At 70.2% G+C, this 23961-nt stretch carries 19 protein-coding genes and 1 pseudogene; 14 read left to right on the top strand and 6 right to left on the bottom strand.

The features are described from left to right. Positions 1 to 109 precede the first annotated feature (109 nt). The 11 genes from ACFU95_RS35840 to ACFU95_RS35790 all read left to right on the top strand — a co-directional run bounded on the left by ACFU95_RS35840 (position 110) and on the right by ACFU95_RS35790 (position 14362). Positions 110 to 2653 (top strand): amino acid adenylation domain-containing protein, encoded by a 2544-nt coding sequence (locus ACFU95_RS35840; RefSeq protein ID WP_383836817.1) that lies wholly within the window; start codon positions 110 to 112, stop codon positions 2651 to 2653. Next, entirely contained in the window at positions 2650 to 4146 is a 1497-nt protein-coding gene (locus ACFU95_RS35835) for an argininosuccinate lyase (RefSeq protein ID WP_383836815.1), read from the top strand. Before ACFU95_RS35840 ends, ACFU95_RS35835 begins: the two co-directional genes overlap by 4 nt. After that, a complete protein-coding gene (locus ACFU95_RS35830; RefSeq protein WP_383836812.1) occupies positions 4143 to 5099 on the top strand; it encodes a kinase in 957 nt (318 codons plus the stop codon). The genes ACFU95_RS35835 and ACFU95_RS35830 overlap by 4 nt, the downstream gene beginning before the upstream one ends. Next, on the top strand, positions 5086 to 7353 hold the full coding sequence (locus ACFU95_RS35825) for a pyridoxal-phosphate dependent enzyme (RefSeq protein ID WP_383836809.1): 2268 nt from the start codon (positions 5086 to 5088) through the stop codon (positions 7351 to 7353). The genes ACFU95_RS35830 and ACFU95_RS35825 overlap by 14 nt, the downstream gene beginning before the upstream one ends. A gap of 25 nt (positions 7354 to 7378) precedes the next feature. Continuing rightward, complete coding sequence (gene ltaE / locus ACFU95_RS35820; protein ID WP_383836806.1) at positions 7379 to 8422, top strand: low-specificity L-threonine aldolase; 1044 nt, start codon at positions 7379 to 7381, stop codon at positions 8420 to 8422. A 62-nt stretch (positions 8423 to 8484) separates the two neighbouring features. Then, a complete protein-coding gene (locus ACFU95_RS35815) occupies positions 8485 to 10008 on the top strand; it encodes an AMP-binding protein (protein ID WP_383836919.1) in 1524 nt (507 codons plus the stop codon). Further along, the gene (locus ACFU95_RS35810) at positions 10005 to 10901 is read left to right on the top strand and encodes a class I SAM-dependent methyltransferase (RefSeq protein ID WP_383836803.1); all 897 of its coding nucleotides are present in this window, start codon (positions 10005 to 10007) and stop codon (positions 10899 to 10901) included. Before ACFU95_RS35815 ends, ACFU95_RS35810 begins: the two co-directional genes overlap by 4 nt. A gap of 77 nt (positions 10902 to 10978) precedes the next feature. Then, on the top strand, positions 10979 to 11677 hold the full coding sequence (locus ACFU95_RS35805; protein ID WP_383836800.1) for a hypothetical protein: 699 nt from the start codon (positions 10979 to 10981) through the stop codon (positions 11675 to 11677). 54 nt (positions 11678 to 11731) lie between these two features. Then, positions 11732 to 12394, top strand: coding sequence for an NUDIX domain-containing protein (locus tag ACFU95_RS35800; RefSeq protein ID WP_383836797.1), 663 nt, complete (start codon positions 11732 to 11734; stop codon positions 12392 to 12394). Positions 12395 to 12510: 116 nt separating this feature from the next. Further along, positions 12511 to 13497: an aldo/keto reductase gene (locus ACFU95_RS35795; RefSeq protein ID WP_383836794.1), complete on the top strand. Its 987-nt coding sequence runs from the start codon at positions 12511 to 12513 to the stop codon at positions 13495 to 13497. 61 nt (positions 13498 to 13558) lie between these two features. After that, on the top strand, positions 13559 to 14362 hold the full coding sequence (locus ACFU95_RS35790; protein WP_383836791.1) for a DUF427 domain-containing protein: 804 nt from the start codon (positions 13559 to 13561) through the stop codon (positions 14360 to 14362). Here ACFU95_RS35790 and ACFU95_RS35785 read toward each other — a convergent pair. From ACFU95_RS35785 to iolC, 6 genes are read right to left on the bottom strand one after another with little or no spacing between them, the layout of a single operon-like run. After that, a complete protein-coding gene (locus tag ACFU95_RS35785; protein ID WP_383836788.1) occupies positions 14352 to 15137 on the bottom strand; it encodes a GntR family transcriptional regulator in 786 nt (261 codons plus the stop codon). The genes ACFU95_RS35790 and ACFU95_RS35785 overlap by 11 nt on opposite strands. Before the next feature lie 22 nt (positions 15138 to 15159). Continuing rightward, positions 15160 to 16662 carry a CoA-acylating methylmalonate-semialdehyde dehydrogenase gene (locus ACFU95_RS35780; protein ID WP_383836785.1) on the bottom strand — a complete coding sequence of 501 codons (1503 nt, stop codon included), beginning with the start codon at positions 16660 to 16662 and terminating at the stop codon, positions 15160 to 15162. Positions 16663 to 16704: 42 nt separating this feature from the next. After that, positions 16705 to 18582: a 3D-(3,5/4)-trihydroxycyclohexane-1,2-dione acylhydrolase (decyclizing) gene (iolD, locus tag ACFU95_RS35775; RefSeq protein ID WP_383836782.1), complete on the bottom strand. Its 1878-nt coding sequence runs from the start codon at positions 18580 to 18582 to the stop codon at positions 16705 to 16707. Between the two features lie 8 nt (positions 18583 to 18590). Then, a complete protein-coding gene (gene iolB, locus ACFU95_RS35770; RefSeq protein WP_383836779.1) occupies positions 18591 to 19478 on the bottom strand; it encodes a 5-deoxy-glucuronate isomerase in 888 nt (295 codons plus the stop codon). A gap of 26 nt (positions 19479 to 19504) precedes the next feature. Further along, on the bottom strand, positions 19505 to 20383 hold the full coding sequence (locus ACFU95_RS35765; RefSeq protein WP_383836777.1) for a deoxyribose-phosphate aldolase: 879 nt from the start codon (positions 20381 to 20383) through the stop codon (positions 19505 to 19507). Between the two features lie 34 nt (positions 20384 to 20417). Next, positions 20418 to 21377 (bottom strand): 5-dehydro-2-deoxygluconokinase, encoded by a 960-nt coding sequence (iolC, locus tag ACFU95_RS35760; protein ID WP_383836774.1) that lies wholly within the window; start codon positions 21375 to 21377, stop codon positions 20418 to 20420. 298 nt (positions 21378 to 21675) lie between these two features. Between iolC and ACFU95_RS35755 the strand changes: the two genes are divergently transcribed. The 3 genes and pseudogenes from ACFU95_RS35755 to ACFU95_RS35745 form a co-directional block, all read left to right on the top strand. Beyond that, positions 21676 to 22692: a sugar ABC transporter substrate-binding protein gene (locus ACFU95_RS35755; RefSeq protein ID WP_383836771.1), complete on the top strand. Its 1017-nt coding sequence runs from the start codon at positions 21676 to 21678 to the stop codon at positions 22690 to 22692. After that, a complete protein-coding gene (locus ACFU95_RS35750; RefSeq protein WP_383836768.1) occupies positions 22692 to 23771 on the top strand; it encodes an ABC transporter permease in 1080 nt (359 codons plus the stop codon). The genes ACFU95_RS35755 and ACFU95_RS35750 overlap by 1 nt, the downstream gene beginning before the upstream one ends. A 5-nt stretch (positions 23772 to 23776) precedes the next feature. Then, positions 23777 to 23961, top strand: a pseudogene (locus ACFU95_RS35745) (sugar ABC transporter ATP-binding protein); the annotation flags it as partial.

Genomic DNA, 23961 nt, shown 5'->3' with positions numbered 1-23961 from the left:
GGCCCCTCTCACCGGACTTCCATAACACTCCACAACACGTTTCATTGTTCGGGTCAGTTACGTTCTGGAATCCAGGCCGCCACTACGTTCGGCCGGAAAGGCTGGCACTGTGACGGAGCAGATCGAGGCAGCCCGCGATCAGCAGTCGCGCGGAGTCGGGCCGCTGCGGCCACTCCCTGATCGCCGTGCGCACGAGCTCTTCGAGGAGTGCGCACGCAACGCGCCGTCGGCCACCGCCGCCGTGCACCGCGGCACTCGCTGGACCTACGCGGAACTCGACGCAGCCGCGGACCGCGTGGCCGGGGCGCTCCTTACGGCCGGACTCCGGCCCGAGGGCGTCGTGGCGGTCATCAGCCATCGCTCGCTCGACTGGCTGGCCGCGATCCTCGGCATCTTCAAGGCGGGTGGCGTCTACCTGCCCATCGACCCGGCGTACCCCGACGAGCGCATCGCCGACCTGCTGCGCCGCAGTGGGAGCCAACTGGCACTGGTCGAGGACGAGGTGTCGGCGCACCCCATCGAGGCCGCGGCCGTCCACGCGCTCCCCCTGGTGCCGGTGGCGGCCGCCGCAGCACGGCCGAGCCGCGTCCCGGAGCAGGCGCTCGCCTACATCTACTTCACCTCCGGCTCCACGGGCGCGCCGAAGGGAGCCGCCTGCGAGCATGCAGGCATGATCAACCACTTGCTGGCGAAGGTGGACACGTTCGGCCTCGAACCGGGCACGGTCGTCGCACAGACCGCGTCCCAGTGCTTCGACATCTCGCTGTGGCAGGCGATCGCGCCGCTCATCGTCGGTGGCAGCACCGTGATCATCGATCCGGAAGTGATGCTCGACGTCCCCGCGCTCCTGCGGCTGCTGGCCGCGGAGAACGTCGGCGTCCTCCAACTCGTCCCGAGCTACCTGGACGTGATCGTCACCAGGCTGGAGCGGGGGGACCGCGCGCCCGGCTCACTGCGGATGCTCGGCGTCACCGGCGAGGCAGTGAGCCGGCAGGTACTCACCCGCTGGTTCAAGCAATGCCCCGGGGTGCCCGTGGTCAACGCCTACGGCGCCACCGAGGCGTCGGACGACACCACGCACGAGGTCATCCGCACCATGGCGGACGGCGACCAGGTCACCGTGGGTGTACCGATCGCCAACGTCCTCGTGGACGTCATCGGCGCGGACGGACTGCCGGTGCCGGACGACACGATCGGGGAGATCACGTTCTCCGGTGTCTGCGTCGGCCGGGGCTACATCAACGATCCCGAGCGCACGGCGGAGGCGTTCGGCGAGGACCCGGTCCGGCCCGGCCTGCGTCGCTACCGCACCGGGGACTACGGGCACTGGCTGCCCGACGGACGGCTGCGGTTCGTCGGCCGGCGGGACGAGCAGGTGAAGATCAGCGGGGTCCGGGTCGAGGTCGGCGAAGTCGAGGCCCAGCTCCTGCGGGTGCCGGGGGTCCGGTCCGCGTGTGTGATCGTGATGCCGGACGGCGCGAGCAAGCGCCTGGCGGGCTTCTACACCGCCACGGGGCCGATCCCGGCCGTCCGTGACCTGCTGGCCGAGCTGCTGCCACTCCAGCTGGTCCCGCGGACGCTGCGCTGGCTGCCCGAACTCCCCCTCACCGACAACGCCAAGGTCGACAAGCGGGGACTGGCGGATCTCGAGACCAACAGCGCGAGCGGCAACAGCCCGACGCCGCCACGGACCGCCACCGAACGGCGGATCGCCACCGCGTGGGCGGAGGTGCTGGGCCTGCCGCTCGACGAGGTCGGCCGCAACGACGACTTCTTCGCACACGGCGGCGGCTCGCTCGCGGGAGTCCGGCTGGTCGTGCAGCTCGGCGGACTCATCTCGCTCGTCGATCTCATGGCGCACCCGGTGCTGGCCGACCTGGCGGCGGCGGCCGACGGAGCAGACGCGGGAGATTCCCCGCTGCTGCAGGCACTCTCGGTGCCGGACCACGCGACCGTGGCGCTGGTGTGCGTGCCGTACGAGGCGGGCAACGCGCTCAACTTCGAGGCCATGGCACGGGCGCTGTCCGCGTCGGACGTGGCGGTGTACGCGGTGGAGCTGCCCGGCCACGACATCGCCCGGCCGGACGACGAGCTGGTCGGAATCGACCGGATCGCCGACCGGTTGAGCCAGGAGATCCTCGACCGCGTCGAGATCCCCGTGGCGCTCTGGGGGCATGGCGCCGGCGTGGCACTCGCGCTGGAGACCGGCCGATCGCTGCAAGCCGCCGGAACGCCTCCCCGGCACCTGTTCCTGGCCGCGGCCGAACAGCGGGAACCCGCCGACCGCGAACCGGCCGACGCCGACTCCGCCGACATCGGCGCCTGGCTGCGCGACGCCGGCGCGCTCACCGACGTAGACCAGGGGCGCTCGACCCGCGGCAAGCTGATCGAACGCGCCTTCCTGCATGATCTCGGCGAGGCGGAACGCAGTCTCGGCGCTTTCGCCGGAACCCTCGACCTGCCCGCCACCATCGTCACGATCCCGCGCGCACCGGGCGAGAGCGATGTCGCGGCACGCTGCGCGGCCCTGCTTCCCACGGCGCGGATCACCCGGTTCGAGGACGCGGACCGCTATCTGGTCCGCAGTCACCCCACCGCGGCGGCGGACCTCGTCACCGCGACCATCAAGGCAGAGAAGGGCGGCACCCGTTGAAGCTGACCGGTCGGCTTGCGGCAGCGCCGGACGATTTCATCAGGCAGGAGTTTCTCGAGCCGCAGTTCCGGCACGAAGTCGCCCACCTGCTGCCCTGGTACGTGCTGATCGAGAAGGCGCTCCTGCGCGAGTACCACCGGCTCGGCGTCCTGTCGGCCCGTCAGGTGGGGCACCTCGCCGAAGCGCTCGACGGGCTGACCTCGCAGGAGCTCACCGCCGACGCCGGCGCCGCGCTCTCCGACATCGCGCTGGCGATGGAGACCCGCGTCGCCAAGGCCCTCCCCGAGCCCGTGCCGGCCTGGCACGTCGACCGGAGCCGCAACGACCTACAGGCCTGCGCCCAACTCCTCTACGGCCGTGAACAGGTGAGCGGGATCGCGGCCATGCTCGGCGAGCTGGCCGAGGTCGCGCACGAGCGGGCGGCCCATGACGTCACCTCCCCGATGCCCGGGTACACGCACCTGCAGTCGGCGCAGATCATCACTCCGGGGTTCTATCTCAGCGCCGTGGTGGAGCACGCGCTGCGCGCCTCGTCCAGGCTGCTCGGCACCTACGACCGGATCAACTTCTCGCAGCTCGGTGCCGGACCCATGGCCGGCCAGGAACTGGCATGGGACCGGGACTGGTTGGCGCAGGCGATCGGCTGTGCCGGCCCGGTTCCGCACGCACTGGCCGCGGTCGCCTCGCGGGAGTGGCTGCTCGACGTCGCAGCCGACATCGCCTCCGCGGGCGTGGGATTCAGCCGCTTCCTGACCGACCTCATGGCCTGGTCGTCGAGCGCCTACGGGTTGGTCGAGCTGCCGGACGAACTGGCCGGCATCTCCGCGGCCATGCCCCAGAAGAAGAACTACCCGCTGCTGGAACGCCTGCGCGGCCGCACCGGCCACCTGACCGCCTTCTACGTCGACTTCGCCACCGGCCAGCGGAACACGCCCTACAGCAACATGGTGGAGGTCTCCAAGGAGGCGGGCCTGCACGCGAGCAACATGTTCGGTGCGATCCGCGCGGTGCTGACCGGATTCACCCTGGTCGTCGACAGGCTCCAGTGGCGCACCGACCGGATGCGCGCGGTCTGCGAAGAGGACCACTTCGGCGGCTTCAGCCTGGCCAACGAACTGACCCTGCGGGCCGGCGTACCGTGGCGCACCGCTCAGGTCATCGCCGGCCGGTACGTCACCGCCGTACTGGCCGAAGGCGACGGCCGCGCCGGGCACAGCAGCCCGGCCGCACTCGGCTCGGCGGCCCGCGAGGCGGGCCATCCGCTGGACGACCCCGCCTCCTTCCTGACGAACTCCGTGGACGTGGACGCCCAGCTGCGTGCGAAGGTGTCCGCGGGCTCGGCCAGCCCCGACTCCGTGGTGGCGCTGCTGGCCGAGCAGCGGGAGCGACTCGACGCGCTGACAGCGCAGTGGAACGCGCGCCGGGCCACCGTGCGGGACGCGATCGCGGCCACCGACGCCGCCGTGCGGCCCACGGCCGGGGGAGTCGTATGACGAGCCGACAGCTCATCCAGCCACCGGCCAGGGAGCACGGGTCCCCCGCCCGTGCCGTCGCCGTCAGCTCCGCCTTCGGCACCTTCGGGGAGCTGTTGCAGGGCGCGTTGCCCGACGACGGGCCCGACTTCCTCGTCACCCTGCCCATCGCCCGATGGGCCACCGCGACGTTCGCATACGAGAGCGCACACGACGGCGTCGAGGTGTTTCCGCCCACGAAGACGAAGGCCCGCAAGGTCGCCGAGGCCGTGCTCGCCCGTCACTCCGGCGGCGGCGGGTCCCTGAGACTGAGCGGCTCGCTCCCGGAGGGCAAGGGCCTGGCGAGCTCCTCGGCCGATCTCGTGGCGACGGCGCGGGCGGTGGCGAGTGCGGTCGGCGTCGACCTGCCGCCGCGGGACATCGAGAACCTGCTGCGGCAGATCGAGCCGACGGACGGCGTCATGTATCCGGGAGTCGTCGCGTTCGAGCACCGCAATGTGGCGCTGCTGGCCCGGTGCGGCGTCCTGCCGCCGATGACCATCGTGGGCATCGACGAGGGCGGCACCGTGGACACCGTCGCGTTCAACCGGATCCCCAAGAACTTCACGGCAGCGGAGCGGGAGGAGTACGCCCGGCTGCTGGACGAGGTCCGGACGGCGGTGCGGGCCGGTGACCCGGCGGCGATCGGCCGGGTGGCGACCCGCAGCGCCCACCTCAACCAGCGCCTGTGCCGCAAGCGGACGCTGAACGCGATGACCGCCCTCAGCGCCGAGATCGGCGGGGTCGGTGTCGTCACCGCGCACAGCGGGTCGACGATCGGGCTGCTGCTCCCGCATGACGTCCCGGGCTATCGGAGCCGACTGGCCGAGGCCATCAACCGGTGTGGCCAGCTCGTCCACCGCGAACGGGTGCTCTGCTACCAGACCCTGGGTTTCGAGCGGACAGGAAGCGGAACAAGCAATGATCTTCAATGACCTTGTCGACGCCGTCGGGCACACGCCCGTCGTGCGGCTGCGGGCGGCGCCCGCGGACGTCACGGTGGCGGCCAAGCTCGAACTGCAGAACCTGTTCGCGATGAAGGACCGGGTCGCCCGCCAGGTCGTCCGCGAGGCCCGCGAGAACGGAGTGCTGGCCCCCGGCGCGCCGATCATCGAGAGCTCCTCGGGCACCATGGCGCTGGGGCTCGCGCTGGCGGGCCAGGCACTCGGCCATCCGGTGCACATCGTGACGGACCCCCGCATCGACGCGATCACCCTCGCGAAGCTCAAGGCACTCGGCTGCTCGGTGCACGTGGTCGACGGAATGACCTCGAACGGGTGGCAGAGCGCCCGGCTGGAGCGGCTGGCCGGCCTGCGGGAGGAGTACCCGGGGGCGTTCTGGCCGCGCCAGTACTCCAACCCCCAGAACCCGCTCGCCTACGCCGCACTGGCCGAGGAACTGGTGGCGGACCTGGGCGGGATCGACGTGCTCGTCGGCGCGGTCGGCAGCGGCGGCTCGCTGTGCGGCACCGCCCGCGCGCTGCGCCGGGCACTGAAGGCCGCGGGGGAGTCCGGTCCGCTGCGGGTGATCGGCGTCGACGCCGTCGGCAGCGTCCTCTTCGGCCAGCCGGACCAGCCGGGACGCAGGCAGAGCGGAATCGGCAACAGCCTGATCCCGGGCAACCTGGACTACGCGCACATCGACGAGATCCACTGGCTGAACGACCGGGAGGCCTTCGTCGCGACCCGTGAACTCGCCCGCGACGAAGGCATCTTCGCCGGGAACTCCTCGGGATCGGTCTACCGGGTGCTGACCCACCTGGCCGGCACCGTCGCACCGGGTACGCGCGTCGTCGGCATCTTCCCGGACCGGGGCGACCGGTACGTGGACTCGATCTACGACGACGGCTACTGGGAGCGGGCCGGTCTGGCCGAACTCCCCGTCCGCACCGAGCCGTTGCTGGTGCGTTACGGCACCGAGGTCAGCAGCTGGGCGCGGGCCGAGGTGCCGTCCACGCCGCGCGGGCGCCTGGTGTTCGTCGAGTCGAACACCACGGGCACCGGCATGCTCGCGCTCGCGCGCGCCAGGGACCTCGGCCTGGCACCTGTGCTGCTGACCGGCCGGCCCAGCCGGTATCCCGGCGTCGGCGAAGCCGACTGCGAGATCATCCGCTGCGACACCAACAGCGCGGACGCGCCTGCGGCCGCCCTGCGTGCCCACTTCGCCCCCGACGAGGTGGCCGGCGTCACGACCACCAGCGAGTTCTACCTGGAGGCCGCCGCTTCGCTGGCCGCATCACTCGATCTGCCCGGCAACCCGCCCGCGGCCGTGGGCGCGTGCCGCCGCAAGTCCGCGACCCGCCGGCTGCTGGCGGACGCGGGACTGCCCCAGCCGGTCTCGGTGCCCGTGACGCGGGCGGCCGAGGTGCCCGAGGCGGTCGCGGCCACGGGCCTGCCGTGCGTGGTCAAGCCGGCCTCGGACTCGGCGTCGACGGGAGTGCTGCTGTGCACCTCCGTCGAGCAGGCCCGGGAGCACGCCGCGAAGCTGCTCACGATCACGCACAACGTGCGCGAGCAGGCCGTCCCGCCGGAGGTGCTGGTCGAGGAGTTCGTCCAGGGACCGGAGTTCAGCGTGGAGACGATCTTCGTCGACGGCGCGCTCCACCTGGTGGGCATCACCCGGAAGTCGGTGTCGCCCCCTCCCTCGTTCGTCGAGCTGCGGCACGCTTTCCCGGCGCCGCTGGACGAGGCGGAGTCCCGAGAGATCGAGCAGGTGGTCCGGGCGGCCATCACGGCGATGGGGCTGCGTCACGGCGCCTGCCACACCGAGTTGCGCCTGACCGCGGCGGGGCCGACGGTCATCGAGATCAACGCCCGGCTCGCGGGCGGCATGATTCCCGAGCTGATCAGGCTGGCCGGCGGGCCCGACCTGCTGACCCAGCAGCTGCGCGCGGCGGCCGGGATGGCCGTCGAGCTACCGCGGGGGGCGCTGACCCCGACCGGAGTCGCCTTCATCACGAGCTCCGAGGAGGGACGGCTGGCGAGCCTGGACGGCGTCGAGTCGGCCCGGCTGCCGGCCGGTGTCGCCGACGTACGGATCGCGCGTCGGCCGGGTGATCCGGTACGTCCGGCCACCGACGCCTACGACCGGATCGGTTACGTCATCGCCACGGGCGACTCGGTCTCGCAGCTCGACCGGTCGCTCGACTCGGCGCTGGCCCGCATCACGGTCCGGTTGACCAACGACTGAGCGAGGGCGAGCTGACATGGCTGACATGATCGAGATGAGAAGCGACACGTTCACGCTGCCCACCGAGCAGATGGTGTCGGCGATGACCCGGGCCGTACTCGGTGACGACGTGTACGGCGAGGACCCGACCGCCAACCGGCTGGAGGAGCTCGCCGCGAAAAGCGTCGGCAAGCCCGCCGCGTGTCTGATGCCCAGCGGAACGATGGCGAACCTCGCCGCCCTCCTGGTGCACGTGCCGCGGGGCGGGAAGGTCCTCGTCGGCAACGAGAGCGACATCTACCTGTACGAGGCCGGCGGGGCGAGCGTGTGCGGCGGCATCGTGTACGAGCCGGTACCCACCCAGCCGGACGGCACCCTCGCGCTGGACGACCTGGCCGCGGCCTTTCCGCCCGACCCGGACGACCCCCAGTTCGCCCTGCCGGGGCTCATCTGTGTGGAGAACACCCACAACCGGATGGGCGGCCGGGTGCTGAGTCAGACGTATCTGGCCGAACTCAAACGCTTCGCCACCGGGCGCGGCATCCCGGTGCACATGGACGGCGCCAGGATCTTCAACGCCGCGGTGGCGACGGGCGTGGCCGCGGAGCAGATCGCCGCCCACGCCGACTCGATCCAGTTCTGCCTGTCCAAGGGCCTGTCGGCACCCATCGGCTCGATCCTGGCGGGTGAGGCCGACTTCATCGAGAAGGCCCGGCGCGTCCGGAAGCTGCTCGGTGGCGGCATGCGGCAGGCCGGTGTCTTCGCGGCGGCCGGGCTGGTCGCGCTGACCTCCATGATCGACCGGCTCGCCGAGGACCATCAGCGCGCGGCACAGCTGGCGGCGGGCCTGGCGGAGCTGGACGGGATCGACGTCGACCCGAACTCGGTCACCACGAACATCGTCCTGTTCCGGGTCACGGCCGACGGGCTGGACGACAACCGCTTCCTGCACGCCGTCAGGCAACGCGGGCTGGTGATGGGCGAGTTCGGCCACGGCCGGATCAGAGCCGTCACACATCGCGGCCTCAGCTCGGCAGACGTCAGTGCCGCGGTGGCGATCGTGGCGGACGTGGTGCGCGAGGCGAGCTGAACCGCCGTCGGCAGGTGCGGCGATTTTGTCGATCGGTAATCTATTGGGGGGTCGCAAGGTTCATGTCTCTCACACTGACCGAGCGATTCCTGCGCGGACTGGAGCTGTCCCCGGAACGTCCCGCCGTGCGAATCGGACCGGACGTCGTCACCTATCGAGAGGCGCACGAAACGGCCTTGCGCTGGGCGGGGTCGCTCATCGCGGACGGGGCACCCCGCGCGGTCGGAGTGCTGGCGAGCAAAAGCGCGACCTCCTACGTGGGTCTATTGGCGGTGCTGTACGCGGGCGCCACCGTTGTTCCGCTGCTGCCGAACTTCCCCGCCGCCCTCACCCGTTGGATGATCAAGCTGGCCGGGGTGGACACACTGATCGTCGACGAACGTGGTCTGGCGGTCCTTCCGGAGGTCGTCGATCAGGAAACCGCCGTTCGCGTCCTCGACACCGGCGGCTTTTCCGACCGGTTTCCCACGATCCCGGTGACTTCACATCCGGAGATCGCGGCACCGGTCCAGGTGTCGCCTTCGGATCGGGCGTACATTCTCTTCACGTCGGGTTCTACCGGGATCCCGAAGGGGGTTCCGATATCGCACGGAAGTTTCACCCACTACTTCGACCTGCTCGACAAGAGGTGCGACTTCGGTCCGGATGACGTGATCTCCCAGACATTCGATCTGAACTTCGACTGTGGCATACACGTCGTGTTCTCCGCGTGGGGTGCGGGCGCGACGGTGCAGGCCGTGCCGCCGTCGGCGTACCGGGATCTGCCCGCATTTCTCGCCGAGCACGGGATTACCGTGTGGTACTCCACGCCCAGTGGTATCTGGATGGCCCGGGAGATGGGCGGACTGGAAAAGGGCGCACTCGGCGGCTTGAGATGGTCGTTCTTCGCGGGGGAAGCGCTGCGCTGTCAGGATGCCGCGGACTGGCAGGCTGCCGCACCGGGAGCGAAGGTGGAGAACCTCTACGGGCCGACCGAGCTCACGATCACCGTCTGCTGGCACCGTTGGTCGGGCGAGGAGTCGGAAAGGCGTGGCGTCAACGGCACGGTGCCGATCGGGCGGGTGCATGAGGCCCACGACTTCCGCCTGGTGACCGAGCAGGGGCAACAGTCCTCGGTGGAGGGCGAGTTGTGGGTCAGCGGTCCGCAGATGGCAACCGGGTACCTCGACCCGGCGGACGACGAAGGCCGGTTCGTCGCCCTTGACGGCCGGCGCTGGTATCGCACGGGCGACCGGGTGCGGGCGCGTCCCGACGGCGAACTCGTCTACATCGGCCGCCTGGACTCGCAGGTGAAGGTGCACGGGTGGCGCGTCGAGCTGGCGGAGGTCGACCACGTGGTGCGCGAATGCGACGGGGTGCGCGACGCGGTCACCGTCACCAGGCCCGCGCCGCACGGGACGGAGCTGGTCGTGTTCTACACCGGCGACGAAGTGCCGGAGACGGTGTTGGCCGACGGCGTGCGCGCCGTGCTGCCGGACAGCGTTCTGCCCCGCCGGTACGTGCACCTGGTCGGTTTCCCGTTGAATTCCAACCGGAAAGTCGACCGGCTCGCGCTACAGGAGCAGGCAGCGGAGTTGACCGATTGAGCAAGGCGCCGGCATCAGCAAGGCGACGGGAGACCGAGCGGATGCCGGCCGGCCTGTGGGGAAGAACTGCTCGGTCTGCTGACTCGAGCGTCGGCCGCGACGACGACTTCTTTGATATTTCATCGAGAAAGGGTGGCGGGATGTCGGACAACGATCCTCGGGCAAGGCTGTTGCGTGCGATGGAGTACCGTCAGGAGTTCGACGAGCGGCTCGGCCGGATCGAGCGGCAAACGCCGTTCGACTCGGTTCATGAGGTCGACACCTCGGAATCGGTCGAACTGTGGGAACTCCCTGACGCGGATCAACTGTGGGTAGGGCGAAACGCCAGGTACTCACCAACGCCGGTTCGCACCGTGCGTAACGCACTCGGCAAATGCGACGTCCGGCATGAGGAGGTGACGTTTGTCGACGTCGGTTGCGGCAAAGGTCGGGTCCTGTTGCTGGCGGCTGAGCTTCCGTTTCGCCGCATTGTCGGAGTGGAGGCGTCGAAGGCTCTCTGCGACATTGCTCGGAGCAATGTGGAGAAAGCCGCGGGGACCCGCGACGGCTTCGACCGTATTGACGTGGTGCACGCGGATGCCACGAAATTCGACATTCCGGACGATGCGGGGCTCTTCTATTTCTACGAACCGTTCTCCGTGGACGTGTCGCTGGCTGTTCTGGAAAGAATCGAGGATTCGATCCGACGGCACCCGCGCGGCGTGGTTCTCTGCTTCACCGGCAGGGGCCAGCCGGATGGGCAGGGCAGCGAGGCCGAGACGACCCCGGTGGCGGCTTCGGCCGCCGAGACGCGGGCCCAGTGGAATCTGATCGAGATCGTGCCGTCTCCCGACGCGGAGTTCTATGATTCATTCTTGTACGAGTATGTGGAGGGTGGTTCTCCACAGGCATAGCATGTCGTAGCAGGTCAGGGCCTTGTTCCCAGGTGGTGGGACGAGGCCCTTGATAGTGGGGACGGGCGGGGGCCTCGATGCGAGCGATACCCATGAAGACGGCGCTGGTGTGTCTGCTCACGGCAGCCGCGCTCACCGGGTGCGGGGCAGGTGACGGCGGCGCGGAGAAGTCCGCGGCGGACCTGCTCGACGAAGCCAACGACACGATGAGCGCCCTGCGTTCCGTGACCGTCGACATGAGCAACACCCCGGACAACGGCACCGGCGGCATCACGATGCGCCTGAGGACCGACCTCGAGGACCGCTGCACGGCGAAGACCACCTGGGCCACGAACGGCAGCATCGAACAGATCAGGATCGGCGAGACCGACTACGTCCGCCCGGACGAGACGTACCTGAAGAACTGGAGCGGCAAGCCGGTCGCCGACGTCCGGCCCAAGCAATGGGCGAAGGTGCCCGCCGCGGACGCGCGGCCCGGTACCGGACTGGCCGCGTGCACCTGGACGTTCGAGTCGTTCGGCACCCCGAAGAAGGGTGCGGCCGCCCGTGTCGGCGACCGGGAGGCGATCGCCTTGCACGTGAAGGACAAGGCGGACAAGGCCAAAGGGACGTACACCTTCTATGTGGCCACCGAGGGCAAGCCGTACCTGCTGAGGACCGTCTACAAGGGCGGCGGGAACGTCACCACCACGTCGTTCAGCGCCTTCGACGAGCCGGTGGACGTCCGGCCGCCCGCGTCGGCGCAGGTGGTGGACAAGGCGGACGTCGAGGACTGAAGGATGGTAGAAGCGGGCCATGACCAACTCGCTCATCCAGCCGGCCGGCGCCCGATGACCGCCGGCATCGACACCCCCGACCGCCGTGGCCGCACCGGACTCGACCGGGTCGGCCGGGACCTGACGGGCAATGCGCGGGTCAGGGTGCGGGACGTACAGCTGCTGTCCAGCCACTGGTACGTCGAGCGCGCGACGACCTTCGACTTCCAGCACGCCGACGGCACCTGGAGCACCCAGCAGCGCGAGACGCACGACCGCGGCAACGGGGCCACCATGCTGCTGTACGACGCCGAACGCGAAACCGTCCTGCTCACCCGTCAGTTCCGCTTCCCGGTGTACGTCAACGGCCACCCCGACGGGATGCTCGTCGAGACGCCGGGCGGGCTGCTCGACGACGATGACGAGCACCCGGAGATCGCGGTGCGGCGCGAGGTGGTGGAGGAGACCGGGCACACCATCGGCGACGTGCGGCACGTCTTCGACGTCTATATGAGCCCGGGCTCGGTCACCGAACGCGTCAGCTTCTACGCCGCCGCCTACGGCCCCTCGACCCGCACCCACGAGGGCGGCGGCCTGGACGAGGAGGGCGAGGACATCGAGATCGTCGAACTGCCCTTCCGCCGGGCCCTGGAGATGATCCGCAGCGGGGAGATCGCCGACGCCAAGACCATCATGCTGCTGCAGTGGGCGGCGCTGGAGGGGCCGTTCGCGAGCTGAGCGGACGGACCGGTCGGGCCGATCCGCCGCGAACACCCTTGACTTCAAGTGCGCTTGAAGATGAAGACTCCCGTTCGTGCCCCGGACCGGGCGCACGAACGGGAGGGGACGCACCCATGAAGTACCGCACCATCGGCACCGACCCGAACACCCGCCGCGAGGTCAGCGTCCTCGCGCTCGGCGCGATGCTGTTCGGCTCACGGACCGACGAGGAGACCTCCTTCGCCGTACTCGACCGCTATGCCGAGGCCGGCGGAACCTTCGTCGACACGTCCGACAACTACGCCTTCTGGACCGACGGCGGCCAGGGCGGACAGAGCGAGGAACTGCTCGGCCGCTGGCGCCGCAGCCGAGGCGTCGGCGACGAGATCGTCATCGCCACCAAGCTCGGCGCCCGCCCGCTGGCTCCCGGAACCAGCTATGTCGACAACCCGGAGGGGCTCTCGGCGAAGGTGATCCGTGAGTCCGCCGAGCGCAGCCGCGACCGGCTCGGCGTGGCCAAGCTGGACCTGCTCTACGCCCACATCGAGGACCAGCGGGTTCCGTTGCGGGAGACCGTCGAGGGATTCGCCGAGCTGGTCGCCGAAGGCACGGTCGGCCTCCTCGGCGTCAGCAACCACGCGACCTGGCGGGTCGAGCGGGCCCGCGCCCTCGCCACCGCGGCGGGCCTGCCAGGCTACGAGGTCCTCCAGTACGCCCACAGCCATCTGCGGCCCCGCCTCGACGTCCCCGACGGGCTGTTCCCCGACGGCAGCCTCGGCCACGCCGGCCCCGACCTGCTGAGCTATCTGCGGGCCGAGCCCGGGCTGACCCTCGTCGCGTACTCGCCGCTGCTGAAGGGCGCGTACACCCGCTCGGACGTCGAGCTGCCCGGCGACTTCGACCACCCGGGAACCCCGGCCCGGCTGAAGGTGCTGCGCGAGGTCGCCCAGGAGACCGGGGCCACCGTCAACCAGGTCGTCCTGGCCTGGCAGATCGGCGCCGAGCTGCCGATCGTCCCGCTGGTCGGCGCGTCGTCCGTGGCCCAGCTGGAGGAGAGCCTGGCCGCCGTCGACCTGGAGCTGACCGCCGACCAGCGGGCCCGGCTCGACGCGGCCCACTGACCGCCCGGCCGACCGAACGCTCCGGGAGTACGCTCCGAAGAGGAGTCGAAGGAGAGTGGCCATGCCTCTGTTCCCCAACGAGCGGTCCGTCCGTACGACCCCCGAAGGGCTCCTGTGGGAGCCCAGCGAGCGCTGGGTGCGCGGCCGCAAGGGCGACGTCACCGTCGTCGACAGCCGGCACCCCGTCCTGGTCTGGGAACCCGATCTGCCCGTGCCGTGCTACACGTTCCCGCGCGAGGAGGTCCGCACGGACCTCCTGCGCCCGGCCAGGAATCCGTCCCCGGGCAAGCACACCGGCTCGCAGATCTTCTACGACCTCGAAGTCGACGGACAACACGTGGAGAACGCGGCGTGGACCTTCCCCGCCGCCGACCTCGCCGGGCACGTCTCCTTCGAGTGGTTCCGGCGCTGGGGGAGCGGCCTCGACCACTGGTACGAGGAGGAGGAAGAGATCTTCATCCACCCGCGCGACCCGCACAAACGGGTGGACGCCATGCCGAGCAGCCGCCATGTACAGGTCGAGATCGAGGGCACGGTCGTCGCGGACACGCTCCGGCCGGTGCTCCTGTTCGAGACCGGGCTGCCGACCCGCTACTACATGCCCCGCGAGGACGTCCGCCTGGACCTGTTCGAGCCCACCGACCATCGCACCGGGTGCCCCTACAAGGGCACGGCCCAGTACTGGAACTGGCACGGCGCGGGCGAGGTCCCGCGGAACATCGTCTGGAGCTATGCCGAGCCGCTGGCCGCGGTGGCCCCCGTCCAGGGGCTCGTGGCCTTCTACAACGAGGCGGTCGAGATCACCGTGGACGGGGAACGCCTGGAGCGGCCGGTCACGCCCTTCACCGCGAGCCTCAAGGTCTGACCAGCAGCTGGAAGTCGAACGCGTACCGGGACGCGCGGTAGATGTGCGTCCCGTACTCGACCGGCCGGCCCGTGTCGTCGTACGCCGTGCGCTGCATGGTCAGCAGCGCCGCGCCCTCCTTCTCGTCGAGCCGCTCGGCCTCCTCCGCGGTGGCGCTGCGGGCGCCGACGGTCTGGCGGGCGCTGTGCAGGGTGATGCCGACCGCGCGCAGCATCCGGTACAGGCCCGTCGACTCCAGCCGGGCGGTGTCCAGGTCGAGCAGGCTCGCGGGCAGGTAGTTGCAGAGGATGGCCACGGGCTGTCCGTGCGTGCAGCGCAGCCGCTCCAGCAGGGTGACCTCGCTGCCCTCCGCGATGCCGAGCGCGGCCGCGACGTCGGCGGTCGCCGGGACACGCTCGTTGCGGACGACCTCCGTGGTCGGGCCCTGCCCGGCCGCCTCCAGGTCGTCGTAGAGACTGCTGAGCTCCAGCGGGCGCTTCACCTGGCTGTGCACCACCTGGGTGCCCACGCCGCGCCGCCGGACCAGCAGCCCCTTGTCGACGAGCGACTGGATGGCCTGCCGGACGGTGGGCCGGGACAGACCCAGCCGCACCGACAGGTCGACCTCGTTGCCCAGGAGGTTGCCCGGAGCGAGCACCCCGTGCTCGATCGCCGCCTCCAGCTGCTGGGCGAGCTGGTAGTACAGCGGCACGGGACTGCCCCGGTCCAGGGCGAAGTCCACCGAGTCCAGCGCGGAGGCGGACACGGCACGTGTCGAGCCGCGGGTCCTCGCCATGGGACGACCTCCCTGTCAGGTGTCAGGAGTTGCTGGGGAACCCGAGGTTGATGCCACCGTCGGACGGGTCCGGCCAGCGCGTGGTGATCACCTTGCCCTGGGTGTAGAAGGCGATGCCGTCGTTGCCGTAGACGTGCAGGTCACCGAAGAGCGAGTCCTTCCAGCCGCCGAAGGAGTGGTAGCCGACGGGCACCGGGATCGGCACGTTCACGCCGACCATGCCCGCCTTGACCTCCAGCTGGAAGCGGCGGGCGGCGCCGCCGTCCCGGGTGAAGATCGCGGTGCCGTTGCCCCAGCGGGAGTCGTTGATGAGCTTGATGGCCTCCTCGTACGTCTCCGCGCGGACCACGGCCAGCACCGGGCCGAAGATCTCCTCCCGGTACGCGTCCGCCGTCAGCGGCACCCGGTCCAGCAGCGAGACACCGAGGAAGAAGCCGTCGGCGCACTCGGGGTGTCCCTCGACCGAGTAGCCGGTGCCGTCGACGACGACCTCGGCGCCCTGCTCGGCGGCGCTCGCCACGTACGAGGCGACCTTGTCGCGGTGCTCGCGCGTGATCAGCGGGCCCATCTCGGAGGCCGGGTCGTTGCCGGGACCGATGCGCAGGTTCTTCGCGCGCTCGGCGATCTTGCCGACCAGCTCGTCGCCCGTGTCGCCGACCGCGACCACGACCGAGACGGCCATGCAGCGCTCGCCCGCCGAGCCGTACGCGGCGTTGATCGCCTGGTCGGCGGCGAAGTCCAGATCGGCGTCCGGCAGGACCAGCATGTGGTTCTTGGCGCCGCCCAGGGCCTGCACTCGCTTGCCGTGCTCGACCGCCTTGAGCTGGATGTACTTCGCGATCGGCGTCGAGCCGACGAAGGACACCGCCTCGACGTCCGGGTGTTCCAGGAGCCGGTCCACGGCCACCTTGTCGCCCTGCACGACGTTCAGCACACCCTCGGGCAGACCCGCCTCGGTGGCCAGCTCGGCCAGCCGGTACGACGCCGACGGGTCCTTCTCGCTCGGCTTGAGCACGAAGGTGTTGCCGCACGCGATGGCGATCGGGAACATCCACATCGGCACCATGGCCGGGAAGTTGAACGGCGTGATGCCGGCGACCACACCCAGCGGCTGCCGGATCGAGGCCACGTCGACGCGGGTCGAGACCTGGGTCGACAGCTCGCCCTTCAGCTGCACGCTGATCCCGCAGGCCAGCTCCACGATCTCCATGCCGCGCGCGACCTCACCGAGCGCGTCGGAGTGCACCTTGCCGTGCTCGGCGGTGATCAGCTCGGCGATCTCGTCGCGGTGCGCGTCCAGCAGCTCCCGGTACTTGAACAGGATCGCGGTCCGCTTGGCCAGGGACGACTGGCCCCAGCTCTCGAACGCGGCCTTGGCGGAGGCGACGGCGGCGTCCACCTCGTCGACGGTCGCGAAGGCGACCTGCTTCTCCTGGGCGCCGGTGGCCGGGTTGTAGACGGGGGCGAAGCGGCCGGAGCCGCCCTCCACGGGCTTGCCGTCGATCCAGTGGGTGATGGTCTTCATGGTGCGCAAGGGCCTTTCAGCTGCGGGTCGGGTGCGGGGAGTTCAGAGGTGGTGGCGACGGTCGGTGACGTGCTGGTCGTACCGTTCGCGGGCTTCGACGGCGGCCTCGCGGGAGGCGACCTCGGCCACGGGCACGTCCCACCATGCCTCGGCGCCCGGCGCGTTCGGGTTCGTGAGGTCGGTCTCGACGTACACGCAGGTCGGCCGGTCGGAGGCACGGGCTGCGGCCAGCGCCTCGCGCAGCTCGCCCACCGTCTTGGCGCGCAGCACGTCCATGCCGAGGCTGGCCGCGTTGGCGGCGAGGTCGACGGGGAGCGGGGCGCCGGTGAAGGTGCCGTCGGCGGCCCGGTAGCGGTAGTCGGTGCCGAAGCGCTCGCCGCCGACCTCGGACGACAGTCCGCCGATGGAGGCGTAGCCGTGGTTCTGGATCAGGACGACGTTGACCGGCAGGCCCTCCTGGACCGCGGTGACGATCTCCGTCGGCATCATCAGATAGGTGCCGTCGCCGACCAGCGACCACACGGCCGTGTCCGGGGCGGCCTGCTGGATGCCGATCCCGGCCGGGATCTCGTAGCCCATGCAGGAGTAGCCGTACTCCAGGTGGTACTGGCGCGGCGAGCGGGACCGCCACAGCTTGTGCAGGTCGCCCGGGAGAGAACCGGCCGCGTTGATCACCACGTCGTCGTCGCCGACGACCGCGTCCAGGGCGCCGAGCACCTGGGTCTGCGTCGGTACGGCACTCTCGTCGTCGGCACGGTAGGCGGCCTCGACGACCGCGTCCCAGCGCTCCTTGCCGGCGCCGTACTCGGCCTCGTACGCCGCGTCGACCCGGTGGCCGGAAAGTGCCTCCGTCAGGGCCGTGAGCCCTGCCCGCGCGTCGCAGACCAGCGTCCGGGCGGCCAGCTTGTGCGCGTCGAACCCGGTGATGTTGAGGTTGACGAAGCGCACGTCCGGGTTCTGGAAGAGCGTGCCGGAGGCGGTGGTGAAGTCGGTGTACCTCGTGCCCACGCCGATCACCAGGTCGGCGGCGCGGGCGATGTCGTCGCTGACCGAGGTGCCGGTGTGGCCGATGCCGCCGAGGTCGCGGGGGTGGTCGTACCGCAGCGATCCCTTGCCGGCCTGGGTGGAGGAGACCGGGATGCCGGTGGCCTCGACGAACGCCTGCAACGCGTCCTCGGCCTCGCTGTGGTGGACACCGCCGCCCGCGACGATCAGCGGGCGCTCGGCGGCCCGGATCGCCTCGACGGCCGCCGCCAGCTCGACCGGGTCGGGCGCGGGACGCCGTACGTACCAGACGCGCTCGGCGAAGAACTCCCGCGGCCAGTCGTACGCCTCCGCCTGGACGTCCTGGGGGAGGGCCAGCGTCACCGCGCCGGTCTCGGCCGGGTCGGCGAGTACGCGCATGGCGTTCAGCGCGGACGGGATCAGGGCCTCGGGGCGGGTGATCCGGTCGAAGTAGCGGGACACGGGGCGCAGGGTGTCGTTGACCGACACGTCCGCCTCGGTCGGGTGCTCCAGCTGCTGGAGCAGCGGGTCGGGGGCGTGCGAGGCGAAGTAGTCGCCGGGGAGCAGGAGGACCGGCAGGCGGTTGATCGTCGCCAGGGCCGCGCCGGTGACCAGGTTGGTGGCGCCCGGACCGATCGACGTCGTCACCGCCTGCGCGGAGAGGCGGTTGAGCTGGCGGGCGTAGCCGACGGCCGCGTGCACCATGGACTGCTCGTTGCGGCCCTGGTGGTACGGCATGACCTCCTCGCCCGCCTGGACGAGGGCCTGACCGATGCCGGCGACGTTGCCGTGGCCGAAGATGCCCCAGGTGCCGGCGACCAGCCGGTGCCGTACGCCGTCGCGCTCGGTGTACTGGACGGACAGGAACCGCACCAGCGCCTGGGCGACGGTCAGGCGGACGGTGGATGGGCTCATCGGGGACCTCACTGGGACGGAGCGGTGTAGAGGGGCAGACGGGGGTCGACGGGCTGGTCCGGCCAGGTGCCGCGGACCCAGGCGTGGTCGGGGTGGTCGCAGATCAGCCAGGCGCGGTCGGCCTCGGGGCCCGCCATCACGTTGAGGTAGTACATGTGGTGCCCGGGCACGGCCATGGAGGGCCCGTGCCAGCCGTCGGGGATCAGCACGACGTCGCCGCCGCGCACCTCGGCCAGGACGTCGGTGTTCCGGCCCTGGCCGGACGGGGAGACACGCTGGTAGCCGAGGCCGGGGGTGCCCTCGTGGTCGGCGAACTCGAAGTAGTAGATCTCCTCCAGCACCGACTCCTCGCCGGGGCGGTGCTCGTCGTGCTTGTGCGGCGGGAACGACGACCAGTTGCCGCCCGGGGTGATGACCTCGACCGCGATGAGCTTGTCGCACTCGAAGACCCCGGCCGCGCCGAAGTTGTTCACCTGACGGCTGCTGTTGCCGGTGCCGCGCAGCTCCACCGGCACCGACGACGCCGGACCGTACCGGGCGGGCAGCCGCCGTCCGCACCGGGCGCCGGTCAGCGCGAACCGCCCGCCGCCGCTCGACGAGACGGTCGCACGGGCATCGCGCGGCACGTAGGCGAAGTCGGTGACGGCGCCGAACACGCTGTCGCGGCCGGTGAGCCGGAAGGTGTCATGGCCGAAGTCGTCGGTGGACTCGACCGTGCAGCCGCCGTTCAGCGGCAGGACGATCCACTCGCTGTCGCCGGTGTCGAAGCTGTGCGAGCCGCCGGGCGGCAGCTCCAGGATCCGCAGGCTGGAGTAGCCCCAGCCGGCCTTCTCGGGCGTGACGTCCACGACGTAGGGGCCGCCGAGCGCCTTTCCCGCGGGAAGGTGGTACGTCATCGTGTCTCTCCGCCTCACAATCCGGGTCACAACAGGCCGACGGCCGTGTCCACCGCCGTCTCCACGCTGCCCTCCGCCGGGTAGAGCAGCGAGCGGCCGACGACCAGGCCCTGGACGGTGGGGAGCCTGAGCGCCTTGCGCCAGCGCTCGTACGCGCCCTCCTGGTCGCCCCCGACCTCACCGCCCAGCAGGACGACGGGGAGCGTGGACGTCTCAAGAACTTCGGCCATGTCGTCGGGGTCATGGGTGACGGGCAGTTTCAGCCAGGTGTAGGCCGAGGTGCCGCCGAGTCCGGACGCGATGGCGATCGACCTGGTGACGGCCTCGGCGGACAGGTCGTTGCGCACCTGGCCGTCGATCCGCCGGGAGATGAACGGCTCGACGAAGAGCGGGAGCTGCCGCGCGGCCATGTCGTCGATGGCGCGGGCCGTGGTCTCCAGGGTGGTCAGCGAACCGGCGTCCTGGTAGTCGATGCGCACCAGCAGCTTGCCCGCGTCGAAGCGCAGCCGGGCGATGTCCTCGACGCGGTGGCCGGTGAAGCGGTCGTCCATCTCGAACGACGCCCCGGCCAGGCCCCCGCGGTTCATGGAGCCCATGACAACCTTGTCGTCGAGGACGCCGAGGAGCAGCAGGTCCTCCAGGATGTCGGCGGTGGCCAGCACACCGTCGACGCCGGGCCGGGACAGCGCGACGCAGAGACGTTCCAGCAGATCGGCCCTGTTGGCCATGGCCAGCCGTCGGTCGCCGACGCCCAGGGCGCCCCGTGCCGGGTGGTCGGCGGCCACGATCATCAGGCGGCCGCTGTCGCCGATCAGCGGGCGGCGCACCCGGCGGGCCGCGGCCTCGGCGATCGCCTCGGGGTGCCGGGCTCTGACCGCGGTGAGGTCGGTGATGCTGATGCTCAAAGGAAGCTCCGTTCAGGGATGGCTCGGTAGGCCCTCACGACGCCTGTGCGAGGAGGCCCTCGACCTCGGACTCGGTGGGCATCGCGGACGAGCAGGCCAGGCGGGAGGCGACGAGGGCGCCGGCGGCGTTGGCGTACCGCATGGTCTGCTCCAGCTCCCACCCGGACAGCAGCCCGTGGACCAGCGAGCCGCCGAACGCGTCGCCCGCGCCGAGGCCGTTGGCCACCTCGACCGGCACCGGAGGCACCTCGGCCTCCGTCCCGTCGCGGTGCACCGCCAGCACGCCCTTGGGGCCCTGCTTGACGACCGCGAGCTCCACTCCGGCCGCCAGCAGTGCCTCGGCGCAGGCGCGGGGCTCGCGGACGCCGGTGGCGACCTCGCACTCGTCGAGATTGCCGACCGCGACCGTGGTGTGCCGCAGCGCCTCGGCGTAGTACGGGCGGGCCTCGTCCGGGTCGCGCCAGAACATGGGGCGCCAGTCGAGGTCGAAGACCGTGGTGCCCGCCTTGTCGCGCGCCTTGAGGGCGGCGAGGGTGGCGGAGCGGCTCGGCTCCTCGCTCAGGCCGGTGCCGGTGATCCAGAAGACGCGGGCCGAGCGGATGGCCCAGTAGTCCAGCTCGTCGGAGTGTATCTCCAGGTCAGGGGCCTTAGGCTGCCGGTAGAAGTACAGCGGGAAGTCGTCCGGCGGGAAGATCTCGCAGAACGTCACCGGCGTCGGGTACGCCGCGACGGGCGTCACCCAGCGGTCGTCGACGCCGAAGTCCTTCAGGGCCTCGTGCAGGTACGCGCCGAACGGGTCGTCGCCGGTGCGCGTGATCACGGCGGTGGCACGACCGAGCCGGGCGGCGGCGACGGCGACGTTCGCGGCGGAGCCGCCGAGGAATTTGCCGAACGTCTCCACCTGCGCCAGAGGTAGGCCAGACTGCAGGGGGTAGAGATCGACTCCTATCCTTCCCATCGTGATCAAGTCGAAGGACTTGGCTGACTCGGCCATGCGCAACGCTCCTAGAGCTGGACAGGGGGTGTGGGTCCCATCGGGCCTGCCGCCTCCCAGGTTTAGGTCGTGGAGGCCGACGCTGTCAATAGTTTGTACTTACATTCGGACCTGAGTGTGAAATGATGTCTTAACAAAGTATTGACAGCGGGCGCATCCAGGGATTGGATCCCGTGTCAGCGAACCGCAGTGTTCTACGGCACACGACCCGGACTTTCCCAAGGGTTCGGGCCACGGATCCAGTGATCATTCCTTTCCCCCCGTCGCACACCCCGTCGCACAGTGAGGTGCTGGAAAGATGGACCGCTACACCCCCCGCTCCCGCAAGCTGGCCCCCATGGTGGCCCTGGCTGCCGCGGTCACGCTGACCCTCGCGGGCTGCTCCAGCAGCTCTGGCGGCAAGCAGACCGAGGAGGGCGGGGAGAACGCCTCCGCCGGCAAGGCCAACACTCCCCGCATGACCGTCGCCCTGGTGACCCACCAGGCGCCCGGTGACACCTTCTGGGACATCGTCCGCAAGGGCGCCGAGGCCGCCGCCGCGAAGGACAACATCAAGCTGATCTACTCCGCCGACCCGAACGCGGGCAACCAGGCCAACCTGGTGCAGAACGCGATCGACCAGAAGGTCGACGGCATCGCGATCACCCTTGCCAAGCCGGACGCCATGAAGGACGTCGTCAGCAAGGCGACGAAGGCGAACATCCCGGTCGTCGGCCTCAACTCCGGTGTGAGCGACTGGCAGAAGCTCGGCCTGATGGAGTTCTTCGGCCAGGACGAGACGGTGGCCGGCGAGGCGCTCGGCAAGCGCCTGAACGAGGAGGGCGCCAAGAAGGCCGTCTGCGTCATCCAGGAGCAGGGCAACATCGGCCTCACCCAGCGCTGTGACGGAGTGAAGAAGACATTCGAGGGCACGACCGAGACCCTGAACGTCAACGGCACGGACATGCCGTCCGTGAAGTCCACGATCACCGCCAAGCTCAAGACGGACAGCGACATCGACTACGTCGTCGCCCTCGGCGCCCCGTTCGCGCTGACGGCCGCTCAGTCCGTGGACGAGACGGGCAGCAAGGCGAAGGTCGCCACCTTCGACCTCAACAAGCAGCTGACCGGAGCGATCAGCAAGGGCGACATCGAGTTCGCCGTCGATCAGCAGCCCTACCTCCAGGGCTACCTGGCCATCGACTCGCTGTGGCTCTACAAGAACAACGGCAACTACATGGGCGGCGGCGAGGCCCCGGTGCTGACCGGTCCGGCCTTCGTCGACAAGACGAACGTCGAGAAGATCGACGCGTTCGCCGCGAAGGGCACTCGGTGATGAGCATGACCCAACAGGCTGAGCCGGCGGTGACCACACCGCCGGCCTCCGGCCCCGGCAAGGAATCCGACGGGCGGACCAAGGAGCGGCCGCTGGCGCTGCGCCTCCTCGCCCGTCCCGAGGTCGGTGTCTTCCTGGGCGCCGTCGCGGTACTGATCTTCTTCCTCATCACGGCCCCCACCATGCGTGACGGCAGCTCGATGGCGAACATCCTGTACCAGTCGTCGACCATCGGGATCATGGCCCTGCCCGTGGCCCTGCTGATGATCGGCGGCGAGTTTGACCTCTCGGCCGGTGTCGCCGTCATCACCTCGGCCCTGACCGCGAGCATGGTCGCCTACCAGCTGAGCATGAACGTCTGGGTCGGCGTGATCGTCGCCCTGGTCGTGTCCCTCGCGGTCGGTCTGTTCAACGGCTGGGTGCTGGTCAAGACCGGGCTGCCCAGCTTCCTGGTCACCCTCGGCACCTTCCTGATCCTCCAGGGCGTGAACCTGGCGGTCACCAAGCTGATCACCGGCAATGTCGCCACGGACGACATCAGCGACATGGACGGCTTCGACCAGGCCAAGGCGCTCTTCGCTTCGTCCTTCGACGTCGGCGGGGTCAACGTGAAGATCACCGTCGTCTGGTGGCTGGTCTTCGCGGCGCTGGCCACGTGGGTGCTGTTGCGGACCAGGTACGGCAACTGGATCTTCGCGGTCGGCGGCAACAAGGAGTCCTCCCGGGCCGTCGGTGTGCCGGTGAACTTCACGAAGATCTCGCTGTTCATGCTGGTCGGCTTCGGCGCCTGGTTCGTCGGCATGCACCAGCTGTTCTCGTTCAACACCGTGCAGTCGGGTGAGGGCGTGGGGCAGGAGCTCATCTACATCGCCGCGGCCGTCATCGGCGGCTGTCTGCTGACCGGTGGTGCCGGCTCCGCGATCGGCCCGGTCTTCGGCGCCTTCATGTTCGGCCTGGTGCAGCAGGGCATCGTCTACGCCGGCTGGAACCCCGACTGGTTCAAGGCGTTCCTCGGCGTGATGCTCCTCGGCGCCGTCCTCATCAATCTGTGGGTCCAGCGCACAGCGACCAGGAGGTGACCGAAATGACCACCGAAAAGACCGGCACGCACGGTGCCATCCTCCAGGACAAGGCCCCGGAGAAGGACGCCCCGATCGTCGAACTGCGCGCGGCGGGCAAGTCCTACGGCAACATCCGTGCCCTGCACGGTGTGGACCTGAAGGTGTTCCCCAACCGGGTCACCTGTGTCCTGGGCGACAACGGCGCCGG

The organism is Streptomyces sp. NPDC057623, from assembly GCF_042800355.1.
Classification (GTDB): Bacteria; Actinomycetota; Actinomycetes; order Streptomycetales; family Streptomycetaceae; genus Streptomyces.
This window is presented reverse-complemented; position numbering and strand designations above follow the sequence as displayed.

Coding starts and splice junctions, on each gene's coding strand:
- ACFU95_RS35830 (WP_383836812.1), top strand. CDS start 4,143: ATGACGAGCCGACAGCTCATCCAGCCACCGGCCAGGGAGCACGGGTCC.
- ACFU95_RS35825 (WP_383836809.1), top strand. CDS start 5,086: ATGATCTTCAATGACCTTGTCGACGCCGTCGGGCACACGCCCGTCGTG.
- ltaE (WP_383836806.1), top strand. CDS start 7,379: ATGATCGAGATGAGAAGCGACACGTTCACGCTGCCCACCGAGCAGATG.
- ACFU95_RS35815 (WP_383836919.1), top strand. CDS start 8,485: ATGTCTCTCACACTGACCGAGCGATTCCTGCGCGGACTGGAGCTGTCC.
- ACFU95_RS35805 (WP_383836800.1), top strand. CDS start 10,979: ATGCGAGCGATACCCATGAAGACGGCGCTGGTGTGTCTGCTCACGGCA.
- ACFU95_RS35800 (WP_383836797.1), top strand. CDS start 11,732: ATGACCGCCGGCATCGACACCCCCGACCGCCGTGGCCGCACCGGACTC.
- ACFU95_RS35795 (WP_383836794.1), top strand. CDS start 12,511: ATGAAGTACCGCACCATCGGCACCGACCCGAACACCCGCCGCGAGGTC.
- ACFU95_RS35790 (WP_383836791.1), top strand. CDS start 13,559: ATGCCTCTGTTCCCCAACGAGCGGTCCGTCCGTACGACCCCCGAAGGG.
- ACFU95_RS35785 (WP_383836788.1), bottom strand. CDS start 15,137: ATGGCGAGGACCCGCGGCTCGACACGTGCCGTGTCCGCCTCCGCGCTG.
- ACFU95_RS35780 (WP_383836785.1), bottom strand. CDS start 16,662: ATGAAGACCATCACCCACTGGATCGACGGCAAGCCCGTGGAGGGCGGC.
- iolD (WP_383836782.1), bottom strand. CDS start 18,582: ATGAGCCCATCCACCGTCCGCCTGACCGTCGCCCAGGCGCTGGTGCGG.
- iolB (WP_383836779.1), bottom strand. CDS start 19,478: ATGACGTACCACCTTCCCGCGGGAAAGGCGCTCGGCGGCCCCTACGTC.
- iolC (WP_383836774.1), bottom strand. CDS start 21,377: ATGGCCGAGTCAGCCAAGTCCTTCGACTTGATCACGATGGGAAGGATA.
- ACFU95_RS35755 (WP_383836771.1), top strand. CDS start 21,676: ATGGACCGCTACACCCCCCGCTCCCGCAAGCTGGCCCCCATGGTGGCC.
- ACFU95_RS35750 (WP_383836768.1), top strand. CDS start 22,692: ATGAGCATGACCCAACAGGCTGAGCCGGCGGTGACCACACCGCCGGCC.